Below are 13,162 nucleotides of genomic sequence, written 5' to 3' on the forward strand. Positions count from 1 at the left end.
GGTGGATCAGCTAGATAGGGTGTGCAAGCGATGTTAACTTTTGATGACCTGAAAGGAAGCCGTGTTGAGCTCGTCTTTGGCGAACAAGAATTAGAAGCACGTCACGTCCTTGTTGTGCTAAAGCACCAGGGAAAGTGGTTGTTGACCACTCACAAAATTCGAGGTGTGGAATTTCCGGGGGGGAAAGCGGAACCTGGAGAAACGATCGAAGATGCAGCGATTCGGGAAATGATGGAGGAGACAGGAGTAACCGTCACGAACTTGGTGAAGTTTGCCGAATATGTCGTGTATACGGAACCTCCGTTTTGCAAAGCGGTATTTACAGCAACTGTTGTTGATATTGATGAAAATGCGGAACAATTTGAAACGGAAGGCGCACTATGGCTTACGGATGAACAATTAAGTCAATGTGACACACTTAGCTTTCATATGAAGGATAAAGGGATGAACCAATTGAGAAGTTGGGTGGAGCAGCATGCACACTGATGCTCAAATCGTCTCGAAGCGGGCTTATCCGTCTCCGAATCCTTTGATAGAACTCACTGAAATCACATATATAAGTGGTGGGTTAAAAGTAAAAGGAATGCTTGCTGAACCGAAAGAAGCTGGAAGTTACGAAGGACTCATTTATATGAGAGGTGGCATTCAACACATAGGAATGGCTCGTCCTGCGCGCATTGCACAATTCGCTACTCAGGGATTTGTCGTGTTTGCTCCTTATTATCGTGGGAATCGCGGAGGAGAAGGACGTGATGAGTTTGCGGGTGCAGACCTTCAAGACGCAGTGAATGCGGTCGATGTGTTGAAACAAAGTCGCAAATGGAAAGATGGCCGGGTTCATTTGTTTTCGTTTTCACGCGGTGGTATCATGGCGCTCTGGACTGCAATTTTACGGGATGATATTACGTCCACCGTCCATTGGGCGGGTGTGTCTGATGTTGTCTTTACGTATAAAGAGCGTGAAGATATGCGACGGATGATGAAGCGTGTGATTGGCGGCTCCCCGAATAGTGCACCTGATGCATATCGGGAACGAACAGCGCTGTTCAGAGTTGAAGAAATCGACGCTCCCGTACTCATCATTCATGGAATGAAAGACGAAAACGTGTCTTTTGAACAAGCTATCTTGCTAGAAGACGCACTTCGGGAACATCAGAAAGCAACAGAAACGTGGTATTTCCAAGATTATACCCATCACTTCCCATCTTGGCACAATGCACAAATTGTTAGGGATCTGACCAAGTGGATGAGAGCACAACCGTAAAAACTATTGTCTTAATAACCACGATGAACCTATATATGGTTAAATTCGTTGATTGTAGTGAGTGCGGCGAAACCAGAGGGATAAACGCAGGTTGAAAAGACCCACGCAGGGAGCGAAAAGAACCGAGGAGACCGCAACAAAGCCCCTTGGAAAGTGTCCGCTTGTAACGTAAATTGACACGGTTTATTAACACATTGAAATTGACGTTATTAAAAAGCAATCGCACCAAGTCTGAAGATGACTTGGTGCGATTGCTTTTGTATTGCTATTAAATAATTGGACCGCCCTTTTGAAGAATCTCTTCAGAAACATGATCGAATTTTTTAAAGTTGTCTTTGAATAGTTGTGAAAGTTCTTTTGCTTTAGCATCGTACTCGGATGCATCGCTCCAAGCGTTACGTGGGTTCAATACTTCACTTGGTACACCTTCGATATATTTCGGAATCTGAAGTCCGAATGTTGCTGATGTTTCTGTTTCTACGTTATCCAATTCTCCAGATAGCGCTGCGCGGACCATTGTACGAGTGTGTTTTAAGTCCATCCGTTTACCAACGCCATAGACGCCACCAGTCCAACCAGTATTCACGAGGAATACGCGTGAACCGTGCTCGTCGATTTTCTTACCGAGCATATCTGCGTAGACCGTTGCAGGTAGTGGTAAGAAAGGGGAACCGAAGCATGTTGAGAATGTCGCTTCAGGAGACGTAATTCCACGCTCCGTACCCGCAAGTTTCGATGTAAAACCGCTAAGGAAGTGATACATTGCTTGTTCTTTCGTCAATTTCGAGATTGGAGGCAACACGCCGAATGCATCAGCTGTTAGGAAGATGATTGTTTCGGGATGTCCAGCAACTGAAGGCAGAATGATGTTGTCAATATTCTCGATAGGATACGCTGCACGTGTGTTTTCAGTTAAAGTTGTATCATCATAATCAGGAACATGTGACTCCGTATCGAGTACCACGTTTTCTAGAACTGTCCCAAATTGAATGGCACCGAAAATCTCAGGTTCTTTTTCTGGTGATAAGTTGATGCACTTCGCGTAACATCCACCTTCGATGTTAAAGATTCCATGATCTGACCAACCATGCTCATCGTCACCAATCAGCTTACGGTTTGCATCAGCAGAAAGCGTTGTTTTACCAGTACCTGATAATCCGAAGAAGAGTGCAGCATCGCCTTTTTCACCAACGTTTGCTGAACAATGCATCGATAGGATTCCATTTTCAGGAAGCAAGTAGTTCATCACAGAGAAAATCGATTTCTTCATTTCTCCTGCGTATTCAGTTCCACCTATCAAGACAATACGTTTTTCTAGAGAGATGATCACGAATGTTTCAGTATCCGTTCCGTCAACAGCTGGGTCTGCTTTGAAAGATGGGGCAGCTAGAACTGTGAATTGTGCTTCATGCATCTTCAATTCTTCCTTAGAAGGTCGGATGAAGAGCTGATGAACGAATAGGTTTTGCCAAGCAAACTCGTTGATGACTTGGATGGATAATTGTGAAGCTTTGTCTGCACCAGCAAAACCTTTAAATACAAATAGTTCCTCTTTTGCTTGAAGGTGGTTCAAAACCTTCTTATATAGATTGTCGAAGTGAACTTCTGAAATCGGTCGATTAACAGAACCCCAGTCAATCTTATCTTTTGAAGTGGCTTCTTCAGTTATGTATCGGTCTTTAGGGGAACGGCCGGTATACTTCCCTGTTTGCGCTGTAACGGCTCCATCTGATGAAAGCTTCGCCTCACCGCGGGAAACTGCTTTTTCGACTAATACAGGTACAGATGGCTGTAATGTAATATTAGTTCCAGAAAGAAGTTCTTTGAGTCCATTATCTATTTTCACTGAAATCATAGGTACATACCGTCCTTTTCATGATTGCCCTTGTTGGGGCTGTCTTATTTTGAATTAGTATAACACATTAAGAATAATAAACTATACTAATTCAAAACTCAAGTGAGAACCACAAATATATTTGACAAGAACTCTGTTTTCTCGTAGCATAGATAGATGAACGGATACTCTTATCCCGAGTCGGCGGAGGGACAGGCCCTATGATGCCCGGCAACCTGCATGGACGTCCTTGTCTATGAAAAGGTGCCAAACCTGAAGCAGGGGGAAACCCTGGACGATAAGAGTGAAAGGTGCCTATGAAACTCATGCCTTTCCTCATGTATGCAATACGTGAGTGGAGGGCTTTTTCTATTGTTTGCCTTTATCCTTGTGAACGTTGAACGTCGCTTCTCTTCAGGCGCGGGACGAAAACTGGGAAAACGAGAGTACCGTATCACGAGTTCGCTGTAAGGAAACTTGCGGCTGAAGGAGGAAATCATATGACAAATCGACGACTGTTTACATCTGAGTCGGTAACAGAAGGCCATCCTGATAAGATGTGCGACCAAATTTCGGATGCGATTCTGGATGCGATTATTGAGGAAGATCCAAATGCACGCGTTGCGTGTGAAACAACCATTACAACTGGATTGGTTCTCGTAATCGGTGAAATTACAACGACTACATATGTCGATATTCCGAAAGTGGTTCGAGAAACCGTAAAGGAAATTGGTTATGTACGAGCGAAATACGGGTTCGATTACGAAACGTCTTCCGTCCTCACATCTATTGATGAACAATCGCCTGACATCGCAGCAAGTGTCGATCGTGCACTTGAAGCACGCGAAGGCTTGATGGATGATGAAGAACTAGAAGCTATTGGAGCTGGCGACCAAGGACTCATGTTTGGATATGCATGCAACGAAACAGAGGAATTGATGCCTTTACCAATCAGCCTTGCACACAAACTCTCTCGTCAACTAACGAAAGTACGGAAAGACGAGACACTCGACTACTTACGTCCAGATGGAAAAACACAAGTAACGATTGAATATAATGAACAAAACGAACCGATCCGTGTAGATACCATTGTCATTTCTACGCAACATCACCCAGAAGTAACACTTGAGCAATTACAGCGTGAAGTGAAACAGCATGTGATTGACACGGTTGTACCAAAGAACTTGCTGGATGATGAAACTAAATACTTCATCAACCCATCAGGGCGCTTTGTCATCGGTGGTCCTCAAGGGGATGCGGGTCTTACAGGACGTAAAATCATCGTCGACACGTATGGCGGTTATGCACGTCATGGTGGTGGAGCGTTCTCTGGTAAAGATGCAACGAAAGTGGATCGCTCGGCATCTTATGCAGCACGTTACGTAGCGAAGAACATTGTCGCTGCCGGTCTTGCGGATCGCTGTGAAGTACAGCTAGCATACGCAATCGGTGTAGCTAAGCCTGTTTCGATTTCTGTGGATACATTTGGTACAAGTGATGTTTCTGAAAGTCGTCTTGTTGAGCTTGTCAGAAACCATTTCGATCTGCGCCCTGCGGGGATTATTAAGATGCTCGACCTACGTCGTCCGATTTATAAGCAGACAGCTGCTTATGGTCACTTCGGCAGGACGGATATCGATCTACCTTGGGAACGTACAGACAAGGCTTCTGCATTGAAAGAAGAAGTTTCTCAACTTAAAGGATAAGCACAAAAAAGCAAGGGAGCTGATTTAGCGCCCTTGCTTTTCCTATTTGACACCTTAGTTTTGATGTTGTTTGTAATGCTTACCTTTTTCCACGTAGCTTTCGACGATTCTAGCCATATCGGCCCTGTCTTCGTCTGTTACTTCACGAACGACTTTTGCGGGGGATCCGAGTGCTAACATTCCGGGTGGAATAACTTTACCTGGGGGAACTAAACTGCCTGCCCCTACAAATGCACCTTCTCCGACTACTGCACCATCGAGAATAATTGAACCCATTCCGACAAGCGCTCCTTTTTTTATCGTACAGCTATGTAACGTAACCTTATGACCAATTGTGACGTCATCTTCTATGACTAACGGGTTGTTAGGACTTTGATGGAGACAAGATAAATCCTGAATGCTGACGCGTTTACCTATCCGGGTGGGTGCAACGTCTCCACGGATGACGGTACTGAACCAAACTGAAGAATCAGTGCCAATTGTGACATCCCCACTGATAATAGCGAAATCGGCTATAAAAACGGTTTCATCGATGTCTGGCCAAACATCCTTATACGGAACAATCATGAAAGTGCCCTCCTTGTTGTGCATTGATGTATAATAATCCTATCAAAGTTTTAGGACTTGTACAAAAAGGAGCTTAAAGCAGTAGGATGAATGGAGGGAAGCGCTATGTGGAAATGGGAAGCAGACGGACAAGCAAAAGCAGTCATTGTCATTGTACATAACGCGTACGAAGACCATCAGCGGTATGCATGGCTAACTCAACGATTAAGAATTTCGGGATTTGACGTCATTACAGGAGATTTACCTGGTCACGGTCCGGATGATAAAGGCAAACCTCACGATGAGACATTCGAGTCCTATGTAGAGTTTGCAAAAAAGATGATCGATGCAGGGTTAAAAGAAAGTGTTCCCGTCATCGTCTTAGCGCATGGATTAGGTGCTACAGTTATGATCCATTTACTTCAGAGACAACGTATTGAATGCGCAGGTCTTATCATCAGTTCACCTTGGCTTTCACTGATCCACCATCCACCTAAGTTTTCATCGATGTTGACACGACTAGCATCTTCTATGAAATTAGATCATGGAGTCACTTATGACATGCTAACGAAAAACCCAGAAGAGCTTCCTAAAACTCGTATCGCATCCGACGTAAGATCGATTGTAACTGGGCGTTGGTACAAAGAACTCACATCGTTCATGAAAAGCACTCTTCAGACAGAGAAATCGATACAGGATGTACCGATGCTTGTTCAAACTGGTGGAGAGGATCGAATGACAGATACAGGTGAGACGAAGAAGTGGATGAAACGTCAAAAACTAAGTGAATTTCAGTATAAAGAATGGCGGCATTTATATCATGACATCTACCATGAACCAGAACGTGATGAGGTCTTTTTATATACAAAATCGTTCATAGACAATGTATTACGTTCACTTGGATATGTGATTGAAAATTGATAAACGGAGGGTCAACTATGGAAGCAGAGTCAAAGAAAGAGTTTTGGTCATGGGGGAAATCCCTGATTGTCGCAGTTCTTATAGCATTTATCGTTAGACAGTTCTTATTTACACCCGTCATAGTTTCAGGAGAGTCAATGGAGCCGACATACCACGATCATAATCGAGTTGTCATTTCAAAAATTTCAACACTTGAGCACTTTGACAAAATTGTTTTTCATGCGCCGAACGCTGATGAAGACTACATTAAGCGGGTAATTGGTTTGCCAGGTGATACAATCACAATGGAAAATGATGAACTTACTATTAATGGGAAAAAATACAAAGAATCTTATTTGGATTCAAACAAAGCTGCACTTCCTGAAGGACAGAAATTGACACAGGACTTCGAAGTAAGTGTTCCCGAAGGTCAACTGTTCGTTATGGGAGATAACCGTGCAAACAGTATGGACAGCCGGATTTTTGGAAGTATTGAAGAGGACTCTGTCGTTGGGAAAGTGAAGTTCCGTTTTTATCCTTTTAATGAAATCGGGAATCCGAAGTGAGCGGTTGTCTTGAACAGGTAAATTTCACCTGACTACGTCTGATGTTTTTGAGACATGCTATCGATAGACACCTTAGATGAGGAGTGATAGCCATGTCAGAAAAACAAACAGCCAAAGAACAACGAGCTATTCAACAACCAGGGAGTATGGCTGGAACGGAGTACACCGATGATCAGCGCCGAACCAATGAAGTCGCGTCGACTGCATATACGGGAAGTGTTAAAAAGAAAGTCGATTTGCAAAATGATCGTCTGGAAACAGGTGGCTTTTAGTATTATTACAAATCATCTACTAAACCTCTGCAGAATTTATGCGGAGGTTTTTTACTTCGATCTAGTCTTCATGAACCTCATTTTATGATAAATTTAAAGGAACGTATTCTTAAGGGAGATTTGATGTGGATGGAAGATTTTTTTGATCGTAAAAAAAGACAACTGAATATCCAATTGAACGATGTACAAAAACAAGCGGTTGTAACAACAGAAGGTCCTTTACTACTTCTTGCATGCCCAGGCTCTGGTAAGACAACGACCATCATTATGCGCATCGGTTATTTAATAGAAGAACTTGGTGCCAAACCAAGACGTATCAAAGCGATTACGTTCAGTAAAGCCTCAGCAAGGGACATGCAAAAACGATTCTCTATGTTGTTTACGGACTTACCAACTGCGGATTTTTCCACGATTCACAGTTTAGCCTTTACGATTTCTAAAAAGTGGCTAGCCAAGCAAGGTCGCCAATTTACGTTGCTGGAAGGATACCCGAAACAAAATGCATTGAAAGCTGCATGCCGTCATGTATTGAAAGAAAATGCGACGGAAGATCAGCTAAATACGCTTTCCACTTATATCAGTCTCATGAAGAACCAAATGATTGTTACTGAAAAATGGTCGGAAAAAGATGAACCATTCGAACAAGCAGCAAAAATCGCACGCCATTATGAATTTGTAAAGAATGAGTCTGTCGAAACTACACTGCTTGACTTTGACGATCTGTTATTAGCAGCTGAACAAGCTATGCGAACCGATGAAGAGCTCGGAGCGGAATTCCAATCCAAATATGACTATATCTTAACTGATGAGAGTCAGGATACGTCGCTCGTCCAGCACAAAATTGTGGAGCATTTAACAGCGATGCATGGAAATCTCTGTGTCGTTGCAGATGATGACCAATCGATCTATGGATGGAGAGGCGCGGATCCGGATTATTTAATGGACTTCAAGCTCGTATATCCGGAAGCCAAGCTTTTATATATGGAACAAAACTATCGATCTTCGTCTGAAATCGTGACAGCATCAGCTGAATTCATTAAACGAAACAAAAATCGTTGGGACAAGGAGATGCATACGGAAAACGGTACAAAAGGAGCGATCCAGTTACGACGATTAAATAATCCAAAGCAGCAACTGGAGTATGTGACGTACGAACTTCTTGCTGAAGAGGATTTAAGTGAAGTGGCGATTCTGTTCCGGAATAATGCATCCTCTACCGTTTTTGTGAACGAACTCCATCGTAGGGGGATTCCATTTTACATGAAAGATGCGGATGATAAGTTTTTTTCCCATTGGGTCGTACAAGATATTCTCAATTTCATGAGGCTTAGTTTCAATCTGGAGCGAAAAGATATTTTTGCGAAGGTTGCTGGGAAAATGCAGTTATTTGTATCGAAGTCGTCGTTACAACAGTTTGAACGGAGTACGATTGAAGGGAATGTGTTTGAAGCATTCCAAGAGATGGCGGTGTTAAAAGACAGCCAAGTGAGGAAGCTCGAAGCGTATAGCGATGTGTACAAAAAGATACCTGAGATGAGACCGGCTCAAATTATCCGCATGATTCGCTACGAACTCGGATACGAAGAAAGTCTAGTGAGCATGTCTACGAAGTTCGGCTACCGCTCGGATAGTTTAAAAGGCATTTTAGAGACGTTAGAAGGCATTGCCGAACAGACGAGGACAATGATCGAGTTTGCAGAACAGCTGAAAACTCTTGAAGAAGCTGTGCAAGAAGCAAAACAAGAGCCTGTTGAACAAGCCGTTACGCTTTCGACTTTCCATAGTGCGAAAGGATTGGAGTTTAAACGGGTGTTTATGATCGACCTCGTCAAAGGGACTATCCCTTCTGAAGAAGACCTTACAGATCCTCAAATGTTGGAAGAAGCAAGGCGATTGTTTTATGTAGGCATGACACGAGCGAAACAACGGCTAGAATTGCTGTCGTACTCTTCTGAGGACGGTAAGTCGAAGGAAGATTCTAAGTTTGTGAACGAAGTGAGAGGGATTTTGTTGCCGAAGCGCAAAGATTCTTCAAAACAAGCGAGTAGCTTGGCAAAAAAGGCACCAAAATCGGTTGCAATTAATCCAAATGGAATTGGAGATCTAAAACGGTTAACAACGGGTACACTTGTTAAACATCGTGTTTTTGGTAAAGGAGAAATCATCGAAGTGAGCACGGAGTCCATCGAAATCCGATTTGCTTCAGCTACGAAGCGATTGGCATTACAACCTGTCCTTGAAAAGCGAATGTTGGAGGTGGCAGAGCTATGAAAACAATCTTAGCGATAGGTATAGCTGGGGCGTTTGGTGCGTTGGCACGTACACTACTTGTCATACTCGTTCCTGTTTCAGGTGGATTCCCTGTTGGAACGTTTGTCGCGAACATCGCTGGTACATTCATTTTGTGTTTTCTTGTCGAAAAAACTCTCCAATGGACCCTAGTGAACAAAACCACGTATGATGCCATAACGGTTGGATTTTTAGGTGCATTTACTACGTTTTCTTCATTCGGTTATGAAACATTTACACTCTTGCAGACAGATATTGGAATGGCGTTCCTGTATGGAGGCAGCAGTTTAGTAATTGGATTACTAGCGGGTGCATTTGGATTTAGCCTTGGCGGAAGGAGGCAGAACACATGACATGGATCGATATAATAGCTGTTGCAGCAGGCGGTTTCATAGGGGCAATTATTCGTTATCTTGCATCTGTAAAGTTGAACACAAATGCACAAATTCCATATGGAACGCTGCTGGTCAATATGCTTGGTTGTCTGCTCATTGGCCTTGTATTTGGCTTAGAGCTGTCTACGCCCTTAACCTTTTTCCTAGTATTTGGAGTTGCGGGAGCACTGACGACGTTTTCTACTTGGTTAAAGGAAGTATTGGGGATGGCGCGTCTTCAACAAATGGTGAAAGCCGGTGGATACATGATCGGTTCGGTCATTTTGGGCATTGTATTTGTATACGCAGGCTATATTAGCGGATCGTTTTTCTAGTGTAACAGTTTAATAAGCATCTGTTCGGGAATAGACTTGTGACTGATATTCTTGAATGGAGGCGGATAACCGTGCATAACGAAAATGAAACTCAAAACAAAAAACACCGTCAACTTGAGACTTTTAGAACAGAAGACAAAAACAAATCTTTAACAACGAACCAAGGTCTTAAAGTATCTGAGGATGAACATTCGTTAAAATCCGGCAATCGCGGTCCTACACTTATGGAAGACTTCCATTTTCGTGAAAAAATGACGCATTTTGACCATGAGCGGATTCCAGAACGGGTTGTCCATGCAAGAGGGTATGCAGCTCATGGAGAATTTGAATTATATGAATCAATGAGTGCATATACAAAAGCAGATTTCTTACAAACACCTGGCAAGAAAACACCTCTTTTTACACGATTTTCAACAGTGGCAGGCAGCAAGGGTTCTGCAGAAACAGTGCGGGATGTTCGCGGATTTGCAGTGAAGTTCTATACAGACGAAGGGAATTATGACTTAGTTGGAAACAATATGCCGGTTTTCTTTATACAGGATGCCATTAAGTTTCCGGATTTAGTTCACGCTGTTAAACCAGAGCCTCATAACGAAATGCCGCAAGCCGCTTCCGCCCATGATACATTTTGGGACTTTGTTGCCAATAACCAAGAGTCTGCACATATGATTATGTGGCATATGTCTGACCGTGCAATTCCCCGCAGCTTACGCATGATGGAAGGTTTCGGGGTACATACTTACCGTTTTGTGAACGCAGAAGGAAAATCACATTTCGTGAAATTCCACTGGAAACCGAAATTAGGCGTAAATTCGCTCGTTTGGGATGAAGCCCAGAAAATCAGTGGAAAAGATCCTGATTTCCATAGAAGAGACTTATGGGAAGCAATCGAAAATGGGGACTTTGCTGAATGGGAACTCGGGGTTCAACTCATTGAGGAATCGCAGGAATTTGATTTCGACTTCGACATTCTCGATCCTACTAAACTCTGGCCGGAAGAAGACATTCCTGTAAAGATCATCGGAAAAATGACATTGAACCGAAATGTAGATAATGTCTTCTCGGAAACTGAACAAGTAGCCTTCCACCCAGGCCATGTAGTGCCGGGAATAGACTTCTCAAATGATCCATTATTGCAAGGCCGCCTATTTTCGTACACAGATACACAACTAATCCGTTTAGGTGGACCGAACTTCCATGAGTTGCCGATAAATCGTCCTGTTTGCCCATTCCATAATAATCAGAGAGATGGTTATGGACGTCAGACGATCAATACAGGCCAGGTAGCCTATCACAAAAATTCATTAGCTGATAATACACCATCAACTTCAACAGAAGAAGAGGGCGGATACGTTCATTATCAAGAGAAAGTGGATGGACGCAAAGTCGCAGCTCGCAGTGATTCCTTCAAAGATCATTTCTCTCAAGCGAAATTGTTCTGGAACAGTATGTCGATTGTAGAGAAGAAGCATATTATCGATGCGTTCAGCTTTGAAGTTGGTAAAGTGAAAAACAAGGACATTCGCCAGCAAGTGGTGGACATGTTCGGTCACGTTGATAATGGATTGGCTTCTGCTGTTGCTCATGCTGTAGGTGTACACGCACCAAATGCTAGTGAAGAAAGCACGGTTACGAAAAGTTCACCTGCATTGAGCCAAGAGCACAAAGCGAAGTTGCCAGACACGCGAAACGTTGGTGTACTCATTGGTAACCAATTCGATGATTCTGAAGTGGAAACAATCGTAGAAGCGTGTTTGAATGCAGGGATGAACGTAGACTTGATTAGCGAAAAGTATGGCACAGTTACTGGTGTCAGCGGGTTGGAAGCAGACGTGGATGAAACGTTCTTGACCATGCATGCTGTCTTATATGACGCAATTGTTGTAGCCGGGGGAGAAGCTGAAAATCCTCAAAAATTCAAAATGGACACGATTGATTTCCTCAACGAAGCATATAAACATTTTAAACCGATTGGTATTTTATCAAAAGGTAAAGTATTCGCAGATGACTCAAATGTGAAAGAGACTGCGGGTGTGATATCGGCGAAGAATACTAGTTTCGCACAAGAATTTGTAAATGCAGTGGCAGAGCACCGCCATTGGGATCGATGAAATGAGTACCAGCAGCTGTCCAAGAGGCAGCTGCTTTTCTTTCGTCTAACAACCTGATAAACTAGGAAGAATGAACAAATGAGTGGGGACTGAATAATAATGGCACAACGAACGAGTAAAAAAGGCAAGGGAAAAGGGAGTCTATCCGCACTGATCATAGCGGTATTGCTAGCAGGCGCGTATTATCTTTTCTTTCAAGAGGAAGACACAGCGCCAACACGGGACGGTCTCATTCCTGTTGAATTAGTCAAAACAATTGATGGCGATACGATTAAGATTATGTATGAAGGGAAAGAAACGAATGTCCGATATTTACTCATCGATACACCAGAGACCAATCATCCGAGACTTGGGAAGCAACCATTCGGGGAAGAAGCGAAGAGACGGAACCAGGAATTGATGAATAGTGGAAAACTCGAGATTGAGTTCGATATCGGCCAAAAATACGATAAATACAATCGATTACTTGCTTATATTTACATAGACGGAGAAAGCGTACAAGAGAAATTATTGGCAGAAGGGCTTGCCCGCGTTGCTTATGTGTATCCACCAAACACCCGTCATCTGGATGAATATGAAAAAGTTCAAAACGTAGCGAAGAAAAAAGGTGTCGGAATTTGGACATTAGAAGATTATGCAACCGATCGTGGATTCGACAGCGACACATATCCGATAAAAGGAGATACTTCTTCAAAAACGAATACAAAAAAGCCTGCTTCGAACACAACGGAACAGTTTGCTAATTGTACAGAGCTCCGGAAGGTATATCCAACGGGGGTAAAAAAAGGTCACCCCGCCTATAGCGAGCGAATGGACGGAGATAAAGACGGAGTGGCTTGTGAACCTAGATAAATATATTGGATGACTTGACAAACCTTAAAGTCATGGTAAGATTTCAATAATCATTCAAACCGAAAAGTAAATAATCATTCAAAGTGATGATGCAGTAGTGAACGAAGCAAGCA

General features: G+C 43.1%; 13 protein-coding genes and 1 riboswitch. Of the genes, 11 read left to right on the plus strand and 2 right to left on the minus strand.

Translation table 11 applies throughout. The features are described from left to right. Window positions 1-30: 30 nt before the first annotated feature. Together DVB69_RS11770 and DVB69_RS11775 are read left to right on the plus strand one after the other, a co-directional pair. Window positions 31-486, plus strand: coding sequence for an NUDIX domain-containing protein (locus DVB69_RS11770; RefSeq protein WP_116019302.1), 456 nt, complete (start codon window positions 31-33; stop codon window positions 484-486). Further along, window positions 476-1,264, plus strand: a complete 789-nt coding sequence (locus DVB69_RS11775; RefSeq protein WP_116019303.1) for an alpha/beta hydrolase family protein — start codon at window positions 476-478, stop codon at window positions 1,262-1,264. The genes DVB69_RS11770 and DVB69_RS11775 overlap by 11 nt, the downstream gene beginning before the upstream one ends. A gap of 268 nt (window positions 1,265-1,532) precedes the next feature. Here DVB69_RS11775 and pckA read toward each other — a convergent pair whose 3' ends face one another. After that, on the minus strand, window positions 1,533-3,119 hold the full coding sequence (gene pckA / locus DVB69_RS11780) for a phosphoenolpyruvate carboxykinase (ATP) (protein WP_116019304.1): 1,587 nt from the start codon (window positions 3,117-3,119) through the stop codon (window positions 1,533-1,535). Window positions 3,120-3,286: 167 nt separating this feature from the next. Further along, window positions 3,287-3,403, plus strand: a riboswitch (SAM riboswitch). A gap of 195 nt (window positions 3,404-3,598) precedes the next feature. Between pckA and metK the strand changes: the two genes are divergently transcribed. Continuing rightward, window positions 3,599-4,804 (plus strand): methionine adenosyltransferase, encoded by a 1,206-nt coding sequence (metK, locus tag DVB69_RS11785; RefSeq protein ID WP_116019305.1) that lies wholly within the window; start codon window positions 3,599-3,601, stop codon window positions 4,802-4,804. A 54-nt stretch (window positions 4,805-4,858) separates the two neighbouring features. Here the strand turns inward: metK and DVB69_RS11790 are convergent, their stop codons facing one another. Next, window positions 4,859-5,371: a gamma carbonic anhydrase gene (locus DVB69_RS11790; RefSeq protein ID WP_116019306.1), complete on the minus strand. Its 513-nt coding sequence runs from the start codon at window positions 5,369-5,371 to the stop codon at window positions 4,859-4,861. Between the two features lie 105 nt (window positions 5,372-5,476). Between DVB69_RS11790 and DVB69_RS11795 the strand changes: the two genes are divergently transcribed. The 8 genes from DVB69_RS11795 to DVB69_RS11830 all read left to right on the plus strand — a co-directional run bounded on the left by DVB69_RS11795 (window position 5,477) and on the right by DVB69_RS11830 (window position 13,049). Beyond that, complete coding sequence (locus DVB69_RS11795; protein ID WP_233505388.1) at window positions 5,477-6,271, plus strand: alpha/beta hydrolase; 795 nt, start codon at window positions 5,477-5,479, stop codon at window positions 6,269-6,271. Window positions 6,272-6,288: 17 nt separating this feature from the next. Beyond that, window positions 6,289-6,816: a signal peptidase I gene (gene lepB, locus DVB69_RS11800; protein ID WP_116019308.1), complete on the plus strand. Its 528-nt coding sequence runs from the start codon at window positions 6,289-6,291 to the stop codon at window positions 6,814-6,816. A 92-nt stretch (window positions 6,817-6,908) separates the two neighbouring features. After that, window positions 6,909-7,088: a hypothetical protein gene (locus DVB69_RS11805; RefSeq protein ID WP_116019309.1), complete on the plus strand. Its 180-nt coding sequence runs from the start codon at window positions 6,909-6,911 to the stop codon at window positions 7,086-7,088. Window positions 7,089-7,217: 129 nt separating this feature from the next. Continuing rightward, complete coding sequence (locus tag DVB69_RS11810; RefSeq protein ID WP_116019310.1) at window positions 7,218-9,359, plus strand: ATP-dependent helicase; 2,142 nt, start codon at window positions 7,218-7,220, stop codon at window positions 9,357-9,359. Continuing rightward, on the plus strand, window positions 9,356-9,730 hold the full coding sequence (locus DVB69_RS11815; protein WP_116019311.1) for a fluoride efflux transporter FluC: 375 nt from the start codon (window positions 9,356-9,358) through the stop codon (window positions 9,728-9,730). Before DVB69_RS11810 ends, DVB69_RS11815 begins: the two co-directional genes overlap by 4 nt. Further along, the gene (locus DVB69_RS11820; RefSeq protein WP_116019312.1) at window positions 9,727-10,086 is read left to right on the plus strand and encodes a fluoride efflux transporter FluC; all 360 of its coding nucleotides are present in this window, start codon (window positions 9,727-9,729) and stop codon (window positions 10,084-10,086) included. The genes DVB69_RS11815 and DVB69_RS11820 overlap by 4 nt, the downstream gene beginning before the upstream one ends. A gap of 71 nt (window positions 10,087-10,157) precedes the next feature. Further along, the gene (locus DVB69_RS11825; protein WP_116019313.1) at window positions 10,158-12,197 is read left to right on the plus strand and encodes a catalase; all 2,040 of its coding nucleotides are present in this window, start codon (window positions 10,158-10,160) and stop codon (window positions 12,195-12,197) included. A 99-nt stretch (window positions 12,198-12,296) separates the two neighbouring features. Then, on the plus strand, window positions 12,297-13,049 hold the full coding sequence (locus DVB69_RS11830) for a thermonuclease family protein (RefSeq protein ID WP_116019314.1): 753 nt from the start codon (window positions 12,297-12,299) through the stop codon (window positions 13,047-13,049). Window positions 13,050-13,162: the final 113 nt, after the last annotated feature.

The sequence above is a fragment of the Sporosarcina sp. BI001-red genome (assembly GCF_003384035.1).
Lineage (GTDB): Bacteria > Bacillota > Bacilli > Bacillales_A > Planococcaceae > Sporosarcina.

What these genes read in the sequence shown, in the direction of transcription:
- DVB69_RS11770 (WP_116019302.1), top strand. Translation starts at nt 31, where the DNA reads ATGTTAACTTTTGATGACCTGAAAGGAAGCCGTGTTGAGCTCGTCTTT.
- DVB69_RS11775 (WP_116019303.1), top strand. Translation starts at nt 476, where the DNA reads ATGCACACTGATGCTCAAATCGTCTCGAAGCGGGCTTATCCGTCTCCG.
- pckA (WP_116019304.1), bottom strand. Translation starts at nt 3,119, where the DNA reads ATGATTTCAGTGAAAATAGATAATGGACTCAAAGAACTTCTTTCTGGA.
- metK (WP_116019305.1), top strand. Translation starts at nt 3,599, where the DNA reads ATGACAAATCGACGACTGTTTACATCTGAGTCGGTAACAGAAGGCCAT.
- DVB69_RS11790 (WP_116019306.1), bottom strand. Translation starts at nt 5,371, where the DNA reads ATGATTGTTCCGTATAAGGATGTTTGGCCAGACATCGATGAAACCGTT.
- DVB69_RS11795 (WP_233505388.1), top strand. Translation starts at nt 5,477, where the DNA reads ATGTGGAAATGGGAAGCAGACGGACAAGCAAAAGCAGTCATTGTCATT.
- lepB (WP_116019308.1), top strand. Translation starts at nt 6,289, where the DNA reads ATGGAAGCAGAGTCAAAGAAAGAGTTTTGGTCATGGGGGAAATCCCTG.
- DVB69_RS11805 (WP_116019309.1), top strand. Translation starts at nt 6,909, where the DNA reads ATGTCAGAAAAACAAACAGCCAAAGAACAACGAGCTATTCAACAACCA.
- DVB69_RS11810 (WP_116019310.1), top strand. Translation starts at nt 7,218, where the DNA reads ATGGAAGATTTTTTTGATCGTAAAAAAAGACAACTGAATATCCAATTG.
- DVB69_RS11815 (WP_116019311.1), top strand. Translation starts at nt 9,356, where the DNA reads ATGAAAACAATCTTAGCGATAGGTATAGCTGGGGCGTTTGGTGCGTTG.
- DVB69_RS11820 (WP_116019312.1), top strand. Translation starts at nt 9,727, where the DNA reads ATGACATGGATCGATATAATAGCTGTTGCAGCAGGCGGTTTCATAGGG.
- DVB69_RS11830 (WP_116019314.1), top strand. Translation starts at nt 12,297, where the DNA reads ATGGCACAACGAACGAGTAAAAAAGGCAAGGGAAAAGGGAGTCTATCC.